Below are 21,185 nucleotides of genomic sequence, written 5' to 3'. Positions count from 1 at the left end.
GGGACGCTCACTGAATCTTCTTCAGCCCGAGCACAGGCGGCCTCACTTTCACTGCGCAGTAAAAATTGCAATTACGCCGAATATTCGGTATAGTGCTGATATTTACTGAACAGTGAACAAGCCATCCGTGCCTTATGCTTGAGTCCTCATCCCTGACCGAACAACAGCTGATCGCGCGCTTCATAGAGGCTTTGCGTGAGCTTCCGGAGGTACAGGCAGACCTCGACCATAGGGAGCCCATCGGGAAGCACGGCGACCGTGGGTACGATGCTCAGGTCGATTTGCACGTCGCCGGCAAGTCCTTCGTCTTACTGCTCGAAGCCAAGAAAGCCGTCTTTCCGCGAGATGTCCGCCAAGTGATCTGGCAGCTTCGGGCGTCAAGCCACAGGAGGCCAACAGAGCACGGGGACGAACCCCTGGCGCTTCTCGTAGCAGAGTCCATCTCCCCCGGCGCGAAGGAACTGCTCAGAAGCGAGCGCGTGGGCTATTACGACAGCGGCGGCAGCCTATATCTACCCGCGCCCGGCGCCTACCTCTATGTCGATAGACCGCCGCCCAAGGCGCTGACGAAGTCGGTGCGGACGCTGTTTACTGGGCGGCGCGCCCAAGTGCTTCATGCCCTGTTGGTGCAGCATCAGAACTGGTTTGGCGTCACAGAGCTGGCACAGCAGGCGATGGTGTCGCCTGCCACCACATCGCAAGTGCTGACCGAGCTGGAGCGCTTCGACTGGCTTGAGTCGCGTGGGCAAGGCCCAAGCAAGGAGCGCCACCTTCGCGAGCCGGCTGCCTTGCTGAACGCCTGGGCCAAGCAACTCGCCACCATTCGCCCGCTAGCCCTGCGCCGGTACTACGTGCCAGGCACAAAGGCCGACGCGCTGGCGGCGCGGATCGGCCGTGCCTTCGACGCGCACGACGTCCAGTACGAGGTCAGCCACGAGGCCGCCGCGCAACGCTATGCACCGTTCCTTTCCAACGTCTCCCAGGTGCGCGTGCGGGTACTGATCGGGGCGAACGCCGATGCCGCGATCGGCGACTTGGATGCACGTGTCGTCAACGAAGGCGCTAACTTGGGCGTCATCGAAGCCAAGTCTCCGGGTGAGCTGTTGTTTCGCGAGCAGATGGATGGCCTATGGCTGGCTAGCCCAATCCAAATCTATCTCGATCTGCTGCGCGGCGAAGGCCGCTCCAAGGAAATGGCCGAGCACTTCCGCAAAGAAAGGATCGGCTTCTGATGGCCAAGCCCGCAACGCTCGACGGTTATAGCGACCAATACACGGTGGACTGCGAACGTGTCCTCGTGACGCTGCTGCGCGGTCTCGGGCCGTGGAAGGATTCGGTCTACCTGGTCGGTGGGCTCACACCACGGTATCTCGTCGCCGCGCGGCCGCCTGTGGTCCCGGCGCACGCAGGCACCCTGGACGTGGACATCGTGATCGACCTGCAAATCCTGGCCGACACCGAGGCGTATCACACGCTGGAGGACAACCTCAAAAGGATGGGCTTCGAGCGCGCCGAGAACGAAGCTGGGAAAAAACTCTCGTGGCGTTGGCAGACCCGCACCGAACATGGTGCGCTGATGGTCCTGGAACTACTGGCGGACGCCCCGGATCTCGCCGGCGGCAAGGTACAGCCCCTGCCGACCGAGGGGACGATCTCGGCCCTGAACATCCCGCATTCATCGATCGTCTTCGACCTGCATCAGGTCACCGAAATCCAGGCGGAGCTGCTGGGCGGCAACGGCGTCGCCACCGAGAAGATCAAGCATGCCAATCTTGTCAGCTTCACCTGCCTGAAGTCTTTAGCGTTCGACCAGCGATTCGAGCGTAAAGACGCGCACGATCTGATCTATTGCATCGAGCACGCGCCCGAAGGCATGGACGCCGTGGCCGAACACTTCCGCAAAGAACGAGCTGGCAAGCATGGCGCCGTCATCGAAGCCTCGCTGGCGATCCTGCGTAGCCGTTTCACCAATGACGAGAAGACGGAGGGGTATCGCAAGGATGGCCCCGTGTCGGTTGCCAAGTTCGAGCTGGGCGAAGGCGATGATCCCGAGCAACGCGAAGTACGGGCATTGCGGCAGCGTCAAGCCAGCGACGTGATCGAACAACTCCTTGCGCGAATCGGATAAGGGGGACATGCATGGCGATCAAAGCAATCTTCGTAGGCATCAACAAGCATCTCGATAGCTCCATACCCGAATTGAGCGGAGCGCGCCGTGACGCGACAGCGTTGTGGGCGTTGTTCACCGATACGATCGAAGGCCTGAGTGCACGTCTGCTGATAGATGAAGCCGCGACGCACACGGAAGTTTCAAGCGCCATGCTCGGCACCTTGGCTGCCGCGAGCGCGGACGACGTGGTGGTCATCGCGTTCGCCGGGCATGGCTCGCCAGACGGCAACTTGGTACTGTTCGACACGAACGCGAGTGACCTCGCAGGAACGGCCCTGTCGATGGCTGGTTTGGCGGATGCCTTCAAGGCAACGAAGGCCCGTGCCGTCCTGTGCATCCTCGATTGCTGCTTCAGCGGTCAAGCGCCGGCACGCGTCCTGGAGACGGCAGGTCGCCCGCGCAACGCGTTCGCGCTCACCGGCATCTACGGTGAAGGGCGCATCCTCCTGGCCGCCTGCGCAACCAACGAATCGGCATGGGAGCAACCGGGCACCGGGCACGGTCTACTCACACATGCGGTAATCGAGGCCCTGACCGGCGGCGCCGGCGAATCTGTCAGCTTCCCCGAGATCGCGGGCGAGATCATCCGCGTGGCACGGGTGGAGGCCGAGCGGATCAGCGTCACGCAAACGCCCGTGTTCCTCGGCAATGTTCAGGGCGGCCTGACCTTCCCGATTCTCAAGCGCGGCGACAACTACGCCGCGGCTTTTCCCGCCAGAACCGTACAGCAGATGTCCGGATCGTTCGCGGAGTTTTCCGCGCACGGCTTTCCGCCCGAGATCGTCGAGCGATGGTCAGCAGACTTTCCTCAAGGCCTCAACACGCTGCAGCTCAAGGCCGTCAACGAGTTCGGCGTACTCAGCGGCAATTCCTTGTTGGTGGTTGCGCCGACGAGTTCAGGCAAGACGATGGTCGGCGAGGTGGCGGCGATTCAGGCAGTCACCGCCGGCAAAAAGGCGGCGTTCCTCTTGCCTTATCGGGCACTAGTCAACGAAAAGTTCGAGGAGTTCACCGAGCGCTATGCGGCGGCAGGACTGCGCGTAGCCCGCTGCAGTGGAGACGCCACTGACGGCATTGGGCCCGTGCTGGCCGGGCGCTATGACCTGGGCTTTTTCACCTACGAGACCTTTCTTAACCTCGCCCTCGGCTCGCCACGGCTTCTGACGCAGCTCGGCCTGGTTGTGCTAGATGAGGGGCAGTTCATCACCGACCCGCAGCGCGGCATCACGGTCGAACTGATCTTCTCGCTGCTCTTGCGGGCACGCCAGCGGGGTATCGAGCCACAGCTCGTGATCCTGTCGGCGGTCATCGGCAATCTGAACAGCTTCGACCGCTGGCTTGGCGTTCCGCTCCTACTGTCGCGCGAGCGGCCAGTGCCGTTGGTCGAAGGCGTGCTCGACCGCCGCGGAACATTCCAGTACGTCGATGCCGATGGAAGCACGAAGACCGAGGCCTTGCCGTCTTCGCATCGCATCGTGCAGCGCCGGGACAAACCCAGTTCCCAGGACGTGATCGTGCCTCTTGCACAGCAACTGGTGGGACAGGGCGAGAAACTGCTGATCTTTCGCAACATGCGTGGCCCCGCCCAAGGTTGCGCGAAGTATCTCGCCAAGGAACTGGGTCTGCCACCAGCAACCGCTGTCCTCGACGTTCTGCCGACCCAGGATCTGACCGGCGCCTCACAAGACTTGCGGGAGTGCCTAAGCGGGGGCACCGCGTTTCACAACACCAACTTGCTGCGAGCGGAGCGTGAGGCCGTTGAGAGAGGTTATCGCAGCGCCACGGGTGGCATTCACGCGCTGGTTGCCACAACGACTCTGGCGGCCGGCATCAACACGCCAGCATCCACGGTCGTGCTCGCGGAGAACGAGTTCGTCGGTGAAGACGGCCGGCAATTTACCGTGGCCGAGTACAAGAATATGGCGGGTCGTGCCGGACGGCTGGGCTTCAACGAGATTGGCAAGGCGATCATCTTGGCGGAAACGCCAATGGAACGTGCTCAGCTTTTTCAGCGCTACGTGCTGGGCGTTCCTGAGGACGTGAAGTCCTCCTTCCAGCAACGCGACCTGCCGACATGGACGTTGCGCTTGCTTAGCCAGGTGCGCGGCGTTCGCGCCGATGAGATTCCGGGATTGCTGGTCAACACGTTCGGAGGATATTCGGCGTCGCGCGCGAATCCGCAATGGGTCGCGATGGTGGAGCGGGACGTAACCACGCTGGTTGATCGCCTCCTGCAAGCGGGCTTGGCCGAGCGCGAAGGCGATCTCATTCACTTGACGCTGCTCGGGCGCGCCTGCGGCTCCTCGTCCTTGTCGTTCGAGTCGAGCTTGCGCCTGGTCGAGTTGATGGGACACCTGAACGTAGCGCAGACGCCGCCCGGCCACATCCTCGCGATGGTGCAGGTGTTGGATGAACTGGACGCCATCTACACGCCAGTCATGAAGAAGGGCCAATCGGAGAGCGTGCGCGCTGGGGAGGCATCGCAGCGCTTCGGACATCAGATGCCTCAAATGCTGCAGCGGTATTGCCGCGACCAGATCGAGTTCTGGGCTCGCTGCAAGCGCGCGGCGCTGCTTCATGACTGGATCGAGGGAACGCCCGTTGACGTGCTGGAGAAGCGCTACTCCACCACGCCATTTGGCGGGGCCATCGGCTACGGAAACATCATCGGCATTGCCGATGCGACGCGCTTTCACTTGCGCTCCGCGCATCAGATTCTCGCAACGCTCTTCCCTGATCAACCTGATTTCCTCAAGGGCTTGGACGAGATTCTTCAGCGGCTCGAATTCGGGCTGCCCTCCAGCGCCCTACCCCTCACGAAGGTTTCGGTGCGGCTGACACGCGGCCAACGCTTGGAATTGTTGTCCCACGGTGTTCGCAACGAGGATGACCTGAAAAATCTCGACGATGACCGACTTCGCCGCTGCGTGGGGGCAGGCACAGCCACACTATTGCGCCCGAGGAGTGATGCCGCCGGCGTTGGCGTATGAACGGGAAGAGACTAATGATCCTGACCGATAACGAAACCAAAGTTGATCTGCTAAACAACGAGGCCATTGCCACCACGATCATCGGGCTGCTTCGCGCGAAGCCCGACCATCCGGTAACGATCGGCGTGCACGGCGATTGGGGTGCGGGAAAGTCCAGTGTGCTCGAAATGATCGAGGCTGGCTTTGCCGATCAGGAAGATGTCCTGTGCCTCAAGTTCAATGGGTGGCGCTTCCAAGGATTCGAGGACGCGAAAATCGCGTTGATCGAGGGAATCGTCACCGGCTTGGTCGAAAAACGCCCAGCGCTAAAAAAAGCGGCGGTGGCTATCAAGGATGTCTTCCGTCGCATCGACTGGCTGAAGGTCGCCAAGCGTGCCGGGGGTCTAGCCCTGACCGCATTCACCGGCATTCCGACGCCCGAGCAAATCGGAGCCATCGTCGGCTCACTCGAAGCACTCGTGGCGGACCCCGCCAAGCTCATCACGAAAGAAAACCTCTCGACAGTCATCGACGAGGCGAAGGCCGCGCTGAAACCGGGCGAGTCCAAGAATGTGCCGGAGGAAGTGGAGGCCTTCCGCAAGGCATTCGACCAACTCCTGAAAGATGCAGGCATCAAGCAGCTCGTTGTCCTGATCGACGACCTTGATCGATGCCTGCCCGACACCGCCATTGAAACGCTCGAAGCCATCCGGCTGTTCGTGTTCACCGCGCGAACGGCCTTCGTCGTCGCGGCTGATGAGGCAATGATCGAATACGCGGTGCGCAAGCACTTTCCAGACCTGCCCGACAGCACCGGGCCGCGTGACTATGCCCGCAATTACCTTGAAAAACTCATACAAGTTCCGTTCCGCATCCCGGCCCTGGGTGACACCGAGACGCGGATCTATGTGACGTTGTTGCTCGCTGGCGCCGAAGTCGGCGAGAACGACGAGAACTACGGGAAGCTGATCGCTGCAGCGCGAGAGAAGCTGAAACGGCCGTGGACCAGTGGCGGTCTGGATGCCGCGACGGTCAAGACAGCGCTCGGCCAACAGGCCGAAAAGGCAAACAATGCGCTGGCACTCAGCGACCAGATCGGCCCCATCCTGGCGAGCGGCGCAAAGGGCAACCCACGCCAAATCAAACGCTTCCTCAACACGCTTTTGTTGCGCGAGCGCACTGCGACTGCACGCGGTTTTGGCGACGACATCAAGCTCCCCGTACTCGCGAAGCTGATGCTCGCAGAACGATTCATCCCAAGGTTGTTCGAGCAAATCGCGTTCGTCGCGGCGGTCCATCCACAAGGGCTGTGTGAAGACCTCGAAACGCTGGAGAGGAGCCTGGTATCGGCTGACAGCAAGGATAGCGAGTCGAAGGGGCAAAAGGCCGCCGAAGCGGTGCCCGCCTCCGACAACGCCGTGTTGAACGAGTGGAAGTCATCGGAGACGGTGCGCGACTGGGCGCACCTCTCCCCGAAGCTATCAGGAATCGATCTGCGCCCCTACTTGTTCGTCACAAAGGACAAGAAGGACTACTTCGGTCCGGTGTCGGTACTCGGCCACCTAGCTGGCGTGGTCGAGAAATTGTTCGGCGGCAAGATGACCGTCCAGGGCTACGAAGCCGAGTTGAAGCAGCTCGTGCAGCCCGAAGCCGAAAAGGTGTTCGAGGCAGTGCGCAGCAAGATCATGAGCACGGGCACCTTCGATACCAGGCCTGCAGGCATCGATGGTCTCGCCGTCCTTGTGAAGGCGCAGCCTGGACTCCAGAGCCGGTTGATGGATTTCCTGGAGGCACTGCCAAGTGGCAAGTGTGGGCCTTGGGCTGTCAGCGGCTGGCAAGGCGTCATCAAGGACAGCGAATGCGCTGCTCGCCTGACGAAGCTGCTGGGAGACTGGAGCAAGGTCACCAATAACCCCGGCCTCAAGGCCAGCGCCGAAGCGGCGCTCAAGGATTTGAAGGGAGGACGTTGATGGGAACCTCGACGGCTTACGGCGGCCCTGGCGGCGGAACACCGCTTGTTCCGTCATGGTTGGGTGACGCCGATGGCGCGGGCGCCCCTGCAGCCCCTCCTGGCGACGGCGCAGTCCCGGACGGCCAGCCGCCGGCGGACGGCACCGCGCCGCCGGTGCCGCCGAACCGGCCCCCCATCCCCAAAACGGCAGATCCGCAGCGTTTCTCCGGTGCTCGCAACAGCTTCACGCGATTTGCCGGTTCTGGCGGCAGCGACCGTGCCAACCTGGGCCGTGCAGTTTCAAAATACGTCTCAACATCAGCCGGCGGCGCGCGCCAGGCTGCCCAACGTATGGGTGCCTCGCGCGGAGCGGGTGCACGGCTGCTTGGTTTTCTGGCCGATGCACAAGCAAGGGGTGTGCGCGAGGCGCTACGGGCGCTGGACCTGGAGTCGTTGGCCGGACGACCGCTAACGGAGATCTTCGTCGGCCTAGCCGACTACGTCTGCCCAGGCGCGGGCACCGTCGATGAAGGCATCGCCCGCGAGGCGTACATTGAAACCATCGTTGAACTGGCAAGTGAAGGGCTTACCGATCTGACCACCTTCACGCCGGATCAGATGCAGACAGTCTTCGAGCTGTACGCCACACACGCGATAGAAGCCCGCATCTGCAACGACATTGGCACAAAGGCCGTGACCATGCCTGCCGACACGCAAGCTGCGCACCGCGTCGAACAGCAGTTGCGCGACTTCATCCGGGGCGGGGTGAGCGACGCGCTGACGCGGGCCCGTGCGGAAACGCCGAATCTCACGCCCGAGCGAATTCAGGGTTTCGTCGACGCGCTGTACGAGTCTGCATTTGCAATCTTGCAAACCCTGGGCGATGCGGAGGCGGACCAATGAAGCGACAACTCCTGGCGGGCCGCTTCGGTCCTGACGACAGCTTCGATGTGACGGCGGGCGCCGATGAACAAAGGACCTACCTGCAACTCGTTGCCGGCGAGAAGTCTTTGGATCATGGCATCGGTGGCGCGCTGACTAGCTTGAAAAAAATCGGTGTGTTTCCCTCGGAGATCGGCATTGACCTGCTGGTCTTGGCCGCCCATGTCCATGCGGCGGACACACGCATCTCTCGCACCGAGCAATCGCAGGACTCATGGACGCGCGAGATACGACTGGTTGTGCCGGTAAGCGATCCATCTCGCTGGACCGCTGCGGCACCGACTCTCAAGAAGTCTCTGGATTTCCTGACGGGCGATCGCTGGACGATCGGGTTCCGGGCACGTCCAGATCGGTTCGCGACGATCACCCAAGCAGCGCCTCCGAGTCTGATCGCTCCTCCCTTTGATTCCGTCAGCCTGTTCTCGGGTGGATTGGACAGCTTGATCGGGGCGATCGATCTCCTGGAGGACGGCTCCACTCCCCTACTGGTCAGCCACTTCGGCGAGGGCGCGACGAGCGATGCTCAAGGCAAGCTGTTCGCAGGTTTGAAGAAGCACTACGTCAAGTCATCTTTCGAGCGTTTGCGGGTCGGCATGACCTTCATGGATGGTCTTGTGGAAGGCGTCGGCGGCGAGAACAGCACACGCGGCAGGTCGTTCCTGTTCTTCGCTCTCGGGGTGTTCGCGGGTACTGGGCTTGGGTGCCGTTTCGTCCTGCGTGTCCCCGAGAATGGGCTGATCGCGCTGAATGTGCCTTTGGACCCCCTGCGGTTGGGATCAAACAGCACCCGCACCACGCATCCGTATTACATGGCGAGGTGGAACGACCTGCTCGTCGCACTCGGCATAGATGGCGAGATCCGGAATCCATACTGGGACAAGACGAAGGGCGAGATGGCCGCAGCCTGCCGCAACCCAGACCTCTTGAAAAAGCTGGCGACAGATTCGTTGTCGTGCTCGTCGCCCGCCAAGGCCAGATGGCTAGGACATGGTATCGAACAATGTGGCTATTGCCTGCCATGCCTCATCCGTCGCGCAGCGTTGACAGCAGCATGGGGGACCGGGAACGACCCGACGACGTACACGGTACCCGATCTTCATGCGCAGCCGTTGGACACACGCCAGGCGACAGGAGTACAGGTCAGGTCGTTCCAGTACGCTATCGAGCGCTTGAAGGGTAAGCCCCAGCTCGCGAACCTCTTGATCCACAAGCCCGGCTCGCTTGCGGATGAAGCCGCACACTTGGACCAGCTTGCCGATGTCTACCGTCGCGGCCTGGGCGAAGTCGCACGACTCATCGATGGTGCTGAGGCGAAACCAAGATGAGGGTACGCGCATGATCGCCACTGCGGGCCTCGTGGACTTCCACTGCCATCTTGACCTCTACCCGGACCATGCAGCGGCAGTCCAGGATGCGGAGGCGTCCGGCGTGTTCACGCTGGCCGTAACGACGACACCTCGCGCGTGGCCCCGCAATCACGAACTCGCGCAGCGCACGAAGCATGTGCGCGCAGCGCTGGGGCTGCACCCCCAACTGGTCGCGGAGCGTGAAAGCGAGATCGAGCTGTGGGATCGATACCTCGCGGAGACGCGCTATGTTGGCGAAGTCGGATTGGACGCCGGCCCCCGGTTCTTCAAGTCGCTCGATGCGCAGAAGCGTGTTTTCCAGCACGTGTTGCAGCGTTGCGCGCAGGCCGGCGACAAGATCATTACGGTCCACAGCATCAGATCGGCCAAAGCGGTACTCGATCTCGTCGAAGCGAATCTACCGCCCGAGCGCGGAAGAATCGTTCTCCACTGGTTCACGGGAACAAAGAGCGAGGCGAAGCGCGCGTTGGCGTTGGGCTGCTACTTCTCCATCAACGCGGGAATGCTGGGCAATGAGAGGCACGCACCGATGGTGCAGGCTATCCCCTTGGATCGGATGCTGACGGAAACCGATGGTCCTTTCACTCGCACCGGCGACAGGCCTTCACAGCCGACCGATGTAGCAAGCGTCGTCGAGGAACTGGGGCGTTTGCATCGGCTACCTGCGAGCGACGTGGCCAGCCTCGTTCGCGACAACCTACGAGCATTGCTCGGATAGCTGGAAGCGGAACGCTCCGAGCGGACTGTACGTCCGCTGGAGTGTTCCCCAACACGCCCTAGCGGGTTGTCTCCGATAGGTACTGAACCTCACCATGACTCCATGCAGCACACTCATGGAGTCCGAGGTGAAACAGCTACCGCAAGCATTGAACACGGATGGCATCGACGCCGATCAGTCCCTCCCGTTGCCGGGGACAGAAGCCTACGAGTCGCTGCCGCAGTTCCCCAAACGCAGCGCTCTTCCCTTCCGCCGCACCATCCGCCGAAAGGAGCTGCGTCAGATCGTCCCCTTGGCAGAAACGACGATCTACGAAATGGAGCGCCGCGGCGAGTTCCCACGTCGCTTCAACCTGACCCCGCGCTGCGTCGTGTGGGACCTGGCCGAAGTGGAAGCGTGGATCGAGCAGCGCAAGCAAACCCCTCGCGTTGGCACCCCGAAGCCGGATGTCCACCTGCGAAAAACTCGCCCTGTCCGGACGGATTCGGGCGAGGAATGAAGACGAGGGCGGGCGCTCATCAGACCACGGCTGTCGTTGCTTGGACGTCGAGGGGCGGCAACCACCGGACTTCCTTTGCCATGTTGACCTGCAGCCCCCCCAGCCGCCCTTTCACCCTGTCAGGCAGTTGCGCTCAACGCGGGTACGACCACGTTTTCCGGCATCAGCTTCGGCACGTAGGTCTGCCCGTCGATCCAGGCATCGACCATGTTGGCCCACTCTTGCAACATGTGGCGCCGCTGCTCGGCGTACTCCGCCTTGTTGTAGATCGAGCGCGAAGAACGTCCGTCCTCATGGGCCAGACACTTCTCGATCCAGTCGCGGTTAAAGCCGATTTCGTTGAGAAGCGTCGAGCCGGTACGGCGCAGGTCATGGACGGTGAACGGCTCCAGCGGCAAGCCGGCGGCCTTGGCCCGTTCTGCCACGATCTGCGTGACCCGGTTGAGGGTCGCATTCGACATGCAACGGTCGGCGTCATAGCGCGACGGCAGCACGAACTTGGAACCGGCTGCGCACGTGTGCAGTGCCACGAAGATGTCGAGCGCCTGGCGCGACAGGTAGACGACATGGGGGTTGCGCCCCTTCATCCGCTGCTTCGGGATGGTCCAAGTCGCGTTCTCGAAATCAACCTCATCCCAGGTGGCTTGGATCAGTTCGCTCTTGCGCACCAGCGTCAGCAGAATCATGCGTAACGCCAGCCGGATGGTCGGATAGGTCGCCACCGATTCCATCTGTCGCGCCATCAGGCGGATCTCAAGCGGCGACAAGGCGCGATCCTTCGGCACGAAGGTCGCGATCGACGCGGCCCCCACATCGGCAGCGGGATTCTCCACCTTCTCGCCGTGCAAGATGGCGAAGGCATAGACCTGCTTCACGATGTCGCGGATGTGCACCGCAGTGGCGGGAGCGCCACGCTCCTTCACCTTGTTGCACAGGGCTCGTAGGTCGTCGGAGGCGATCTCGTTGAGTTGCCGGTTCCCGAAGGCAGGCAAGATGTCCCGATGTTGCGCGCAGAGTAAAACTGGGCCACTTCGCGCAAGGTAAATCTGAACCACTTTTCCGTACAGTCTGCCTTTTCCGCGCGAAGGCCGACGATGCTTTTGAAGGAACAGTGGATGCAGATCCATGTGCTCAAGGCCCAAGGGCTGTCGCTGCGCGAGATCGCGCGACGGCTGGGCGTCTCTCGTAATACCGTAACTCGCTACTTGGCTGCGGACGATGTCCCCCGTTACAAGCAGCGTGAGGCTCGCCCGACCAAGCTCGACCCGTTTCACGATTACATCCGCGAGCGCATGCAAGCTGCCTTTCCGGATTGGATCGCGGCGCCCGCGCTATTGCGCGAGCTAAGAGCGCGAGGCTATCAGGGACAGCTGCGCAGTCTCCAAGCCTTCATGCACGCGCATAAGCCTTTGCAAGCGGCTGATCCGATCGTGCGGTTCGAGACCGCGCCGGGTCATCAGATGCAATGCGACTTCGTCGTCTTTCGCCGTGGCGCTGACCCGCTTTACGCTTTTACCGCGACTCTGGGGTTCAGTCGCTGGCGCTGGGCCAGATTCACCACGAACGAGCGGGCGGAAACGCTGATGACCTGCCATCACGCACTGTTCGAGACGTTGGGCGGGGTTCCGCGGGAGATCCTGTACGACAACGCCAAGACTATCGTCGCGTCGCGCGATGCTTACGCAGAGGGCCATCACCGCTGGCATCCCGGCCTCCTGGACCTTGCCAAGCGTTATGGATTCATTCCCCGCCTCTGTCGTCCGTATCGTGCCCAAACCAAAGGCAAAGTCGAACGCTTCCATCGGTTGTTAGCGCCGATGTAAAACTGACCCCCTAGCGCCGAAGTAAAACTGACCCACCTGAGCGAGGATGGCAGCTTTTTCAGGGCTGCCAATGCTGACTCAGGAGCAAGCAGTGGAGATACGAGTATTGGCCCGAAGGGGCGAGAGCGTCAGAGCGATCGCCAAGCAATTGGAGTGCTCTCGCAACACGGTACGCCGGTACCTTCGAGACGACGGGGCACAACGATATGGACCACGTGAGCCCCGTGCCTGTAAGCTCGACGAGTACAAGGGGTACCTGCAGGAGCGGATCGAGCAGGCTCGCCCCCGATGGATTCCGGCAACCGTGCTGCTGCGTGAGATTCGCGAGCGCGGATATACCGGCGGAATCAGCCAGCTCAAGGCATGGGTAGCGCCATTCAAGACGAGCGAGCCCGAACCCTTGGTCCGGTTCGAGACGGCGCCAGGCAAGCAGATGCAGGCCGACTTCACCTATGTCCGCCGTGGCCGTGACGCTCTGCTGGCGTTCGTTGCCACGATGGGCTACAGCCGAGCGAGCTTCGTAAAGTTCGTCGCCGCGTCCGGCGAGGATGCTGGCACGCTCTGCACAGGCTTGCGCGAAGCCTTCGACTACTTCGGTGGCGTGCCCGAGCACGTGTTGTTCGACAACACCAAGGCAGTGGTCATTGAGCGCGATGCATACGGCGAAGGCCTGCACCGATGGAACAGCGACTTGCTAGAGTTGGCCGAAGCCTGCGGCTTCACGCCGAGGCTGTGTCGGCCTTATCGCGCCAAGACCAAGGGCAAGGTGGAGCGCTTCAACGCTTACCTCAAGGGCAGCTTCGTGGTACCACTGGCGGCAACGGTGGAAGCCAGCGGACTTCGTCTGGATGCGAACCTGGCCAATGTGCACGTCCGCCGCTGGCTCGACGAAGTCGCGAACGCCCGCATCCACGCCACCACCAAGGCGGTGCCCGCCGTGATGCTGGAGCAGGAACGAGCGGTCATGCTTGCGGCGCCAGCTCTCAAGGCCGTTCCGCCAGAACGTCAGCGCGTGGCCGTGCCGGTGGAGAGCTTGCAGCACCCGTTGGCGGTGTACGACGCATTGCTGGAGTTGGCCCGATGAGCTTGCAACATGACCGTATCGTCGCGCTGTGCGACCAGCTCAAGTTGGCACGTCTCGCCAGTGACTGGGCAGCGCTGGCGCAGGATGCAGCGCGGCAGGAGAAGAGTTTCGCCGACTTCCTTGAAGCCGTGCTCACCGGCGAAGTGCAGGCACGCGAGGAGCGCAAGCGCACCACGCTGAGTCGGCTGGCAACGATGCCCGCCATCAAGACGCTGGAGCAGTTCGACTAGACGCAGGCCGCGGGAGCACCCAAAGCCCAAATTATGGAGTTGGGCCATCTGACGTTTGTCGAGCGTGCGGAGAACGTCGTGCTCTTAGGCCCCAGTGGCGTGGGCAAGACACACATTGCACTGGCCCTGTGTCAGCGCGCGGTGATGGCGGGACACAAGGCACGGTTCATCTCCGCGGCCGATCTGATGATGCAGTTGGCAGCAGCCAAGGCTCAGGGCCGGCTACGAGAGTACTTCAACCGAGCGGTGCTGGGGCCAAAGCTGTTGGTGATCGACGAGATCGGTTACCTGCCATTCGGGCGTGATGAGGCCAATCTGTTCTTCAACGTAGTGGCAAAGCGCTACGAGCGCGGATCGATGGTCCTGACGAGCAATCTGCCATTCACGCAATGGTCAGGTGCGTTCGCCGACGATCAGACCCTGACCGCTGCCATGCTTGATCGCCTGCTGCATCATGCGCACATCGTTCAGATCATGGGCGAGAGCTTCCGTCTCAAGGACAAGCGCAAGGCGGGTCAAACGACCAGGAGAGCCCCGCTGACTTAATAAACGGGGTCGCACTATGGTGCGGCCAGTGGCCTGGGTGGGTCAGATTTACTTCGGCGATCTCAGCCAAAGTGGGTCAGATTTAGATCGGCGTTGACAATCGGTACCTGCGTGGCAACTTCTACGTGCCGTTGACCAGTTGGTTGAAGCAATCGGGCCTGGTGCTGGACGTCGATACAGCTAACGCCGAAGTCGGCAAGTGGCTGCGCGACGTGGCGAACCAGCGTGTGCATCCGGTAACCGGATACGCGCCAGCGGAGTTGTTCACTCAGCGAGAGCGCGCGTTCTTGCGTGAGCTGCCAGCATTCTCCCAGCCCTCCCAGCCCTCCCAGCTCATGAAGGTCACACAAGCTGCTCCGTCGCTGGACGCCACGCTGCAACACCCCCTGTCGGTCTATCAGCAACTTTTGACTGAGGTACGAGCGTGAACCTGCAACAGGAGCGAATTGATGCCCATTGCCAGACGCTCAAGCTCGAGGGCTTGATGCAGGCATACCGCGCAATGGCCAGTGACGCGGTGAACAAGGACTGGAGCTTCATGGACTATCTGGAGCACGTGCTGGAACATGAGCGTGATACCCGCCAAGTCCGCTCACGCCAGACGCTGGTTCGCATGGCCGGGTTCCCAGCGGTCAAGACGCTGGACGAGTACGACTACGGCTTTGCTGTGGGAGCGCCTCGGAAGTTGATCGACGAACTGGCGACGCTGCGGTTCATCGAACGCAGTCAGAACGCCGTGTTGCTTGGTCCCTCCGGCGTCGGCAAGACTCATCTGGCGATTGCCATCGGATACGCCGCCACACAAGCCGGGATCAAGACCAAGTTCATCACCGCCGCCGACCTCATGCTGCAACTCGAGGCCGCCAGGCGTCAGGAGCGATACGACGCCGTCCTGCGACACAACATCCTCGGCCCACGCCTGCTAATCGTTGACGAGATCGGCTACTTACCCCTGTCCGGCGACCAAGCCAGCCACTTCTTCCAGATCGTCGCCAAGCGATATGAACGCGGCTCCATGATCCTCACCAGCAATCTTCCCTTCACCCAATGGGATCAGACCTTCGGCGGCAATACCACGCTGACTGCGGCAATGTTGGACCGGATACTGCATCACGCGCACATCGTCCAAATCAAAGGAGATAGTTATCGGCTGAAACAGCAACGCAAGGCCGGCCACGTGCCCGCCACGAAGAACTAATCAACTGGTTCACATTTACTTTGCGCGCGGGCGCGCGAAGTGGCTCAGATTTGGGCTGCGCTTGACACCGATCGACGATGCTCTTGCGCATCGCCTTGGTACTGTCGGCCATCCAGGCGCCCGCCAGCCACTTCCCGGTCATCTCGTCGAATGTCTTGGCGGCGGTCAGGCGGCGCTTCTCGCGCTGGATCTCAAGCGCGGGAGACTTGCCCTGAGCGACGGCCTTTTTGGCGTCGATCAGCTTTTCACGGGCCAGGGCCAGCGAAATACCGGCAGGTCCATAGCGGCCAATGGTGAGAGTTTCGCGGCGTCCGTTGAGACGGTAGTCGTAGCGGAAGGTGACGGTACCGGTAGGCGATACCGTTACGTACATCCCATCGCGGTCTGAAGCCTTATAAATCTTGGACTTAGGCTTGAGATTGCGCAGTGCTGTGTCGGTAAGCATCGAGGTTTTTCTCCTGTTTTGTGACGGCTTTTACCGTCAGGGGCCAGGAGACCTGCTGATGCCGGGAAAGCCGCATAAAACAAGCTTTCCCGAGGAGACCTTTACCGTCAAAGACCGGTTTGGTCTGGATAGTGAACGGGACGGTCTTAATCCGGCCCTCGGTTCTTACCGCCAGTTCCACCGCCAACCTGTTCTGCTGGCCGGCGATAGCTACCGATAGTCGCCGTGACGTATCTTCTTTTAAATCAACACGTTACGACATTTTTTCGATAGCCCGCGATAGTCCCCGAAGGACCTGATTTCACTCCCACTCGATCGTCGCAGGCGGTTTCCCCGACACGTCGTACACCACCCGGTTCAACCCGCGCACCTCGTTGATAATGCGGTTCGAGCAACGGCCCAGCAGCGAGTACGGCAGGTGCGCCCAGTGTGCGGTCATGAAGTCGGTGGTCTGCACCGCGCGCAGGGCCACCACGTAGTCGTAGGTGCGACCATCGCCCATGACGCCGACCGACTTCACCGGCAGGAACACCGCGAAGGCCTGGCTGGTCAGGTCGTACCAGGTCTTGCCTACCTGATGCGGCTCGCACAGGCCCGCAGCGGCATCCTGTTCCGTGGCGATAGTCTTGCGCAGTTCCTCGATAAAGATCGCATCGGCGCGGCGCAGCAGCTCGGCGTAGTCGCGCTTGACCTCGCCGAGAATCCGCACGCCCAGACCGGGGCCCGGGAACGGGTGGCGGTAGACCATCTCCGGCGGCAGGCCCAGCTCCACGCCGAGTTCGCGCACTTCGTCCTTGAACAGGTCGCGCAGCGGTTCCAGCAGCTTCAGGCCCAGCGTTTCCGGCAGCCCGCCCACGTTGTGGTGGCTCTTGATGGTGGTCTGCTTCTTGGTCTTGGTACCGCCGGACTCCACCACGTCCGGATAGATGGTGCCCTGCGCCAGCCACTTGGCATTGCTGAGCTTCTTCGCCTCGGCCTGGAACACTTCCACAAATTCGCGGCCGATGATCTTGCGCTTCTGCTCGGGGTCGGTCACGCCGGCCAGGTGGCCGAGGAACTGGTCCGACGCATCGATATGCACGACCTTCGCATGCAGGCGACCGGCAAACATGTCCATCACCATCTTGCCTTCGTCCAGGCGCAGCAGGCCGTGGTCGACGAACACGCAGGTCAGCTGATCGCCGATGGCGCGATGGATCAGCGCGGCAGCCACGGAGGAATCCACGCCGCCGGACAGGCCGAGGATCACCTCCTCGTCGCCCACCTGCGCGCGGATCTTGGCCACGGCTTCCTCGATATGGTCGCGCATGACCCAGTCCGGCTTGGCCCCGGCGATGCCGAGCACAAAACGCTCGAGCATGTCGCGGCCGCGCACGGTGTGCGTGACTTCCGGGTGGAACTGCACCGCGTAGTAGCCGCGCGCTTCGTCGGCCATGCCGGCGATCGGGCAACTCGGCGTCGACGCCATCAGCTTGAAGCCCGGCGGCAGTTCGGCCACCTTGTCGCCATGGCTCATCCAGACCTTGAGCATGCCGTGGCCTTCCGGCGTGGCAAAGTCCTGGATGTCCTTCAGCAGGTTGGTATGACCATGCGCGCGTACCTCGGCGTAGCCGAATTCGCGGTGGTCGCTCCATTCGACCTTGCCGCCCAGTTGCACCGCCATCGTCTGCATGCCGTAGCAGATACCGAACACCGGTACGCCCAGGTCCCACACCGCCTGCGGCGCGCGCAGCTGGTGGTCTTCGTACGTGCTGGCGTGGCTGCCCGACAGGATGACGCCCTTGGGCGCGAACTGCCGCACGAACTCGTCGGACACATCGTTCGGATGGATCTCACAGTAGACGTGGGCCTCGCGGACGCGGCGGGCGATCAGCTGCGTTACCTGCGAGCCGAAATCAAGAATGAGGATTTTGTCGTGCATGATGAGCGGGTGGCAGTTCGTCCGTCGCGGGCTCGGGCATCACCTCGGTGCCGGGACCATAGCCCGGCGGCGGCGTGATGACCGGCTCGCGCCGGTATTCGGGGGATGGGGTCGGGCGCGCGGCGCCCGGTTCTGTATCGTAGCGATCCACGCCGCGGACATCGCGCCCGCTATCGCGGGGGTCTTTCCTTGCGGTCTCGCGCATCGCCAGTTCCTGTTCGCGTTCGCGCCGGCGCACGCGCTTGGCCGCCGGAATCTGTACCGCGGCAAAAAAGGCCAGCACCCCGGCCAGCGCGAGCAGCCAGATCTTGCCCGCGCCCTGCACCGGCAGATCGAGGAACAGCGTCCAAACCACGATCAGGATGGCGCTCACCAGGTTGACCTGGCCGACCGTACGCGCCACCGCCACCGTCAACTGACCGTTGATGGTGGCCTGCGTCAGCAGCCAGGCCAGACCGAGCATGCCGACGCCAAGCATCTGGCCGTACAGCGCGGGCTGCGGTTGCGGCAACTGCAGCGCCGCATACAGCGTCGTGACCGGCGACATCAGTAGCAGGATGCCGAGCAGCAGGTCGAGCACGGCATCGAGAAACAAGACCGCTCGTAGCAATACCTTCATTGGCGCTCCTATTACAGGACGGCCGCGCACGCTCGCCAGCTTCGGCGAGGGTGCGCGGCCGTCATGCCCTTGCGGGCGCCCTCGATGGGGCGGGCCATATCGCGCAAATCAGTCGATATGGTAGTTCGGCGCTTCCTTCGTGATCTGCACATCGTGCACATGCGACTCGCGCATGCCGGCCGCCGTGATCTGCACGAACTCCGCGGTCTCGTGCCATTTCTCGATGGAGCTGCTACCGCAGTAGCCCATCGAGGCACGCACGCCGCCGGTCAGCTGATGAATGATCGTCGTGACCGAGCCCTTGTACGGCACGCGGCCTTCAATGCCTTCCGGCACCAGCTTGTCGACGTTGGCGGTATTGTCTTCCTGGAAGTAGCGGTCCGCGGCGCCGTCCTTCATCGCGCCGACCGAACCCATGCCACGATAGCTCTTGAACGAGCGGCCCTGATACAGGAACACTTCGCCCGGGGCCTCCTCGGTACCGGAGAACATGCCGCCCATCATGACGGTATGCGCACCGGCGGCGAGCGCCTTGGCCACGTCGCCCGAATAGCGCACGCCACCATCGGCGATCAGCGGCACGCCGGTACCCTTGAGCGCCTCGGCCACATTGGTCACGGCGGTAATCTGCGGCACGCCCACGCCTGCCACGATCCGCGTGGTGCAGATCGAGCCGGGGCCAATGCCGACCTTGACGCCATCGGCGCCGTGCTCGACCAGCGCACGCGCGGCGGCGCCGGTGGCGATATTGCCGCCGACCACCTGCACCTGCGGGTAGTTCTGCTTGACCCAGCGCACGCGGTCGAGCACGCCCTGGCTGTGACCATGCGCGGTGTCCACCACGATCACGTCGACGCCGGCCTTGACCAGCAGGTCCACGCGCTCGTCGTTGTCCGGGCCCACGCCCACCGCCGCGCCAACGCGCAGCTGGCCATGGTCGTCCTTGCTCGCCAGCGGATTCTCCACCGCCTTCTGGATGTCCTTGACGGTAATCAGGCCGCGCAGCTCGAACGCGGTGTTGACCACCAGCACACGCTCCAGACGGTGCCGGTTCATCAACCGCTTGGCTTCTTCCAGCGGCGCGCCTTCGGCCACGGTCACCAGCTTTTCGCGCGGCGTCATCTTGGCGCGCACGGGCGCTTCCAGGTCTTCCTCGAAGCGGAGGTCACGGTTGGTGATGATGCCGACGACGGTCTTGCCTTCCAGCACCGGGAAGCCCGAAATGCCGTGCTGCTGCGACAGCGCGATCACATCGCGCACCTTCATGTCCGGCGAAATGGTGATGGGATCACGCAGCACGCCCGATTCGTAACGCTTGACGCGCGCCACTTCGCGCGCCTGGTCGGCCGGCTTGAGGTTCTTGTGGACAATGCCGATACCGCCCGCCTGTGCCATGGAAATGGCGAGGCGCGACTCCGTCACGGTATCCATGGCGGCGGACACCAGCGGAATGTTCAACTCGATGGAGCGGGTCAGGCGGGTGCGGAGGGAAACATCCCGGGGAAGGACGGCCGAATAGGCCGGGACGAGCAGCACATCATCGAACGTGAGTGCTTTCTGGACAAGACGCATAGCGAATCCTCTAGGCGCAAAAGCAGATTATACAGGAATGCAGGATTTGCTGATGCTTTCCCACAATCCGTTTGTTAAGCTCGCCCTCCCTTGTAAATTCGATCATGGCAGACCATGGGAGTTGGCGTACTGTGCGGCCTGCTGGCGGGCGCGCTCTGGGGCATGGTGTTCATCGCCCCCAAGCTGTTGCCGGCCTTCTCGCCGTGGGAACTGGCGATCGGACGCTATCTCGCGTATGGCGTGGTGGCCTTCGTCGCCACGCTGCCGATGCTCCGGCGCATCCTGCGCAAGCTCACCCGCACGGATTGCGTTGCGCTGCTGCGCCAGGCCATCACGGGCAACCTGCTCTACTACGTGCTGCTCGCGTTCGGCGTGCAGCTGGCCGGCGTGGGACCGACCTCGCTGATCGTCGGCATCCTGCCGATTACGGTGACGGTGATGGGCCGGCGCGACCATGGGGCGGTGCCGCTGTCGCGTCTGGCCCGGCCGCTGCTGGTCGTGGTGGCCGGCATTGCCTGCATCAACCTCGACCTGTTCGGTGGGGGCGGCAGCGCGGGCGCGCATGGTACCGCGGCGATCGAACTGGCGCGCCCGGTCTGGCAGAAGGTTGCCGGCGTGCTGTGCGCCGCCGGGGCGCTGATCTGCTGGACGCTCTACGCGGTGGACAACGCCCGCCACCTGCAACGCAATCCGCATTTCAGCGGCAACGAGTGGTCGGCTCTCTATGGCCTGTCGACCGGCGCGGTAGCGGCCGTGCTTGCGCTGCTGGGCTGGCTGGCGTCCTGGGCATGGCCGTCCGCAGGCACCACGGCGAGCGCCGTCGCGAGCCGCGACTGGCAGTGGTTCTGGACCGTCAACGCGGCGGTTGCCATCGGGGCGTCGCTTATTGGCAACAACCTGTGGAATATCGCGGCGCGGCGCCTGCCGCTCACGCTGTCCGGCCAGATGATCGTCTTCGAGACGCTCTTCGCGCTGGCATACGGGTTTGGCTTCGATCATCGCTGGCCGCGGCCGCTGGAAGTTGCCGCCATTGCATTGCTGATGGTCGGCGTGGCCTGGTCGGTGCGCTTGCACGCCGCCGACAAGTCTGCGTAGACTACCGGCATGCCGCGCGGGTCACTCGACCCGCCA

At 62.6% G+C, this 21,185-nt stretch carries 14 protein-coding genes and 5 pseudogenes; 14 read left to right on the top strand and 5 right to left on the bottom strand.

Going from position 1 to position 21,185, the window contains the following annotated elements; genetic code table 11:
• The first annotated feature begins 134 nt into the window (after positions 1–134).
• The 8 genes from DFLDMN_RS03030 to DFLDMN_RS02995 all read left to right on the top strand — a co-directional run bounded on the left by DFLDMN_RS03030 (position 135) and on the right by DFLDMN_RS02995 (position 10,616).
• The gene (locus DFLDMN_RS03030) at positions 135–1,232 is read left to right on the top strand and encodes a hypothetical protein (RefSeq protein ID WP_423197044.1); all 1,098 of its coding nucleotides are present in this window, start codon (positions 135–137) and stop codon (positions 1,230–1,232) included.
• Positions 1,232–2,128, top strand: coding sequence for an antitoxin (locus DFLDMN_RS03025; RefSeq protein WP_423197043.1), 897 nt, complete (start codon positions 1,232–1,234; stop codon positions 2,126–2,128). Before DFLDMN_RS03030 ends, DFLDMN_RS03025 begins: the two co-directional genes overlap by 1 nt.
• A gap of 11 nt (positions 2,129–2,139) precedes the next feature.
• Positions 2,140–5,160, top strand: a complete 3,021-nt coding sequence (locus DFLDMN_RS03020) for a DEAD/DEAH box helicase (protein WP_423197042.1) — start codon at positions 2,140–2,142, stop codon at positions 5,158–5,160.
• A 14-nt stretch (positions 5,161–5,174) separates the two neighbouring features.
• Positions 5,175–7,109 carry a Qat anti-phage system ATPase QatA gene (gene qatA / locus DFLDMN_RS03015; RefSeq protein WP_423197041.1) on the top strand — a complete coding sequence of 645 codons (1,935 nt, stop codon included), beginning with the start codon at positions 5,175–5,177 and terminating at the stop codon, positions 7,107–7,109.
• The gene (qatB, locus tag DFLDMN_RS03010) at positions 7,109–7,993 is read left to right on the top strand and encodes a Qat anti-phage system associated protein QatB (RefSeq protein ID WP_423197040.1); all 885 of its coding nucleotides are present in this window, start codon (positions 7,109–7,111) and stop codon (positions 7,991–7,993) included. Before qatA ends, qatB begins: the two co-directional genes overlap by 1 nt.
• Positions 7,990–9,357, top strand: coding sequence for a Qat anti-phage system QueC-like protein QatC (qatC, locus tag DFLDMN_RS03005; protein WP_423197039.1), 1,368 nt, complete (start codon positions 7,990–7,992; stop codon positions 9,355–9,357). The genes qatB and qatC overlap by 4 nt, the downstream gene beginning before the upstream one ends.
• 10 nt (positions 9,358–9,367) lie before the next feature.
• Complete coding sequence (gene qatD, locus DFLDMN_RS03000; RefSeq protein ID WP_423197038.1) at positions 9,368–10,117, top strand: Qat anti-phage system TatD family nuclease QatD; 750 nt, start codon at positions 9,368–9,370, stop codon at positions 10,115–10,117.
• 115 nt (positions 10,118–10,232) lie between these two features.
• Positions 10,233–10,616 (top strand): helix-turn-helix transcriptional regulator, encoded by a 384-nt coding sequence (locus DFLDMN_RS02995; RefSeq protein WP_423197037.1) that lies wholly within the window; start codon positions 10,233–10,235, stop codon positions 10,614–10,616.
• Positions 10,617–10,735: 119 nt separating this feature from the next.
• Here the strand turns inward: DFLDMN_RS02995 and DFLDMN_RS02990 are convergent.
• Positions 10,736–11,617, bottom strand: a pseudogene (locus DFLDMN_RS02990) (tyrosine-type recombinase/integrase); the annotation flags it as partial.
• A 93-nt stretch (positions 11,618–11,710) separates the two neighbouring features.
• On the opposite strand from DFLDMN_RS02990, the pseudogene istA (DFLDMN_RS02985) reads away from it, so the two are divergent.
• From istA (DFLDMN_RS02985) to istB (DFLDMN_RS02965), 5 genes and pseudogenes are all read left to right on the top strand, one after another.
• A pseudogene (istA, locus tag DFLDMN_RS02985) lies at positions 11,711–12,427 on the top strand (IS21-like element ISOcsp1 family transposase); the annotation flags it as partial.
• 82 nt (positions 12,428–12,509) lie between these two features.
• A complete protein-coding gene (gene istA, locus DFLDMN_RS02980) occupies positions 12,510–13,523 on the top strand; it encodes an IS21 family transposase (RefSeq protein WP_423198292.1) in 1,014 nt (337 codons plus the stop codon).
• A pseudogene (istB, locus tag DFLDMN_RS02975) lies at positions 13,520–14,299 on the top strand (IS21-like element helper ATPase IstB). The gene istA (DFLDMN_RS02980) and the pseudogene istB (DFLDMN_RS02975) overlap by 4 nt, the downstream one beginning before the upstream one ends.
• 98 nt (positions 14,300–14,397) lie before the next feature.
• Positions 14,398–14,727 (top strand): annotated as a pseudogene (locus DFLDMN_RS02970) (IS21 family transposase); the annotation flags it as partial.
• Positions 14,724–15,497 carry an IS21-like element ISOcsp1 family helper ATPase IstB gene (istB, locus tag DFLDMN_RS02965; RefSeq protein WP_144817098.1) on the top strand — a complete coding sequence of 258 codons (774 nt, stop codon included), beginning with the start codon at positions 14,724–14,726 and terminating at the stop codon, positions 15,495–15,497. The pseudogene DFLDMN_RS02970 and the gene istB (DFLDMN_RS02965), both read left to right, overlap by 4 nt.
• Positions 15,498–15,557: 60 nt before the next feature.
• Here istB (DFLDMN_RS02965) and DFLDMN_RS02960 read toward each other — a convergent pair.
• From DFLDMN_RS02960 to guaB, 4 genes and pseudogenes are all read right to left on the bottom strand, one after another.
• Positions 15,558–15,942: pseudogene (locus DFLDMN_RS02960) on the bottom strand (Arm DNA-binding domain-containing protein); the annotation flags it as partial.
• A gap of 301 nt (positions 15,943–16,243) precedes the next feature.
• Positions 16,244–17,863, bottom strand: coding sequence for a glutamine-hydrolyzing GMP synthase (gene guaA / locus DFLDMN_RS02955; protein ID WP_423197036.1), 1,620 nt, complete (start codon positions 17,861–17,863; stop codon positions 16,244–16,246).
• Positions 17,838–18,482 (bottom strand): hypothetical protein, encoded by a 645-nt coding sequence (locus DFLDMN_RS02950; RefSeq protein WP_423197035.1) that lies wholly within the window; start codon positions 18,480–18,482, stop codon positions 17,838–17,840. The genes guaA and DFLDMN_RS02950 overlap by 26 nt, the downstream gene beginning before the upstream one ends.
• 108 nt (positions 18,483–18,590) lie before the next feature.
• Positions 18,591–20,054, bottom strand: coding sequence for an IMP dehydrogenase (gene guaB / locus DFLDMN_RS02945; protein ID WP_423197034.1), 1,464 nt, complete (start codon positions 20,052–20,054; stop codon positions 18,591–18,593).
• Positions 20,055–20,168: 114 nt separating this feature from the next.
• On the opposite strand from guaB, the gene DFLDMN_RS02940 reads away from it, so the two are divergent.
• A complete protein-coding gene (locus DFLDMN_RS02940) occupies positions 20,169–21,149 on the top strand; it encodes a DMT family transporter (protein WP_423197033.1) in 981 nt (326 codons plus the stop codon).
• Positions 21,150–21,185: the final 36 nt, after the last annotated feature.

It is taken from the genome of Cupriavidus sp. H19C3, assembly GCF_049393815.1.
GTDB lineage: Bacteria > Pseudomonadota > Gammaproteobacteria > Burkholderiales > Burkholderiaceae > Cupriavidus.
The sequence above is the reverse complement of the archived record's forward strand: the minus strand, read 5'-3'. Positions and strand labels throughout refer to the sequence as shown.

Bases quoted from the DNA above. Each gene is read 5' to 3' on its own strand.
- DFLDMN_RS03025 (WP_423197043.1), top strand. From the start codon at position 1,232: ATGGCCAAGCCCGCAACGCTCGACGGTTATAGCGACCAATACACGGTG.
- qatD (WP_423197038.1), top strand. From the start codon at position 9,368: ATGATCGCCACTGCGGGCCTCGTGGACTTCCACTGCCATCTTGACCTC.
- guaA (WP_423197036.1), bottom strand. From the start codon at position 17,863: ATGCACGACAAAATCCTCATTCTTGATTTCGGCTCGCAGGTAACGCAG.
- DFLDMN_RS02940 (WP_423197033.1), top strand. From the start codon at position 20,169: ATGGGAGTTGGCGTACTGTGCGGCCTGCTGGCGGGCGCGCTCTGGGGC.
- DFLDMN_RS02995 (WP_423197037.1), top strand. From the start codon at position 10,233: ATGGAGTCCGAGGTGAAACAGCTACCGCAAGCATTGAACACGGATGGC.
- istA (WP_423198292.1), top strand. From the start codon at position 12,510: ATGCTGACTCAGGAGCAAGCAGTGGAGATACGAGTATTGGCCCGAAGG.
- DFLDMN_RS02950 (WP_423197035.1), bottom strand. From the start codon at position 18,482: ATGAAGGTATTGCTACGAGCGGTCTTGTTTCTCGATGCCGTGCTCGAC.
- DFLDMN_RS03020 (WP_423197042.1), top strand. From the start codon at position 2,140: ATGGCGATCAAAGCAATCTTCGTAGGCATCAACAAGCATCTCGATAGC.
- qatB (WP_423197040.1), top strand. From the start codon at position 7,109: ATGGGAACCTCGACGGCTTACGGCGGCCCTGGCGGCGGAACACCGCTT.
- guaB (WP_423197034.1), bottom strand. From the start codon at position 20,054: ATGCGTCTTGTCCAGAAAGCACTCACGTTCGATGATGTGCTGCTCGTC.
- DFLDMN_RS03030 (WP_423197044.1), top strand. From the start codon at position 135: ATGCTTGAGTCCTCATCCCTGACCGAACAACAGCTGATCGCGCGCTTC.
- qatA (WP_423197041.1), top strand. From the start codon at position 5,175: ATGATCCTGACCGATAACGAAACCAAAGTTGATCTGCTAAACAACGAG.
- qatC (WP_423197039.1), top strand. From the start codon at position 7,990: ATGAAGCGACAACTCCTGGCGGGCCGCTTCGGTCCTGACGACAGCTTC.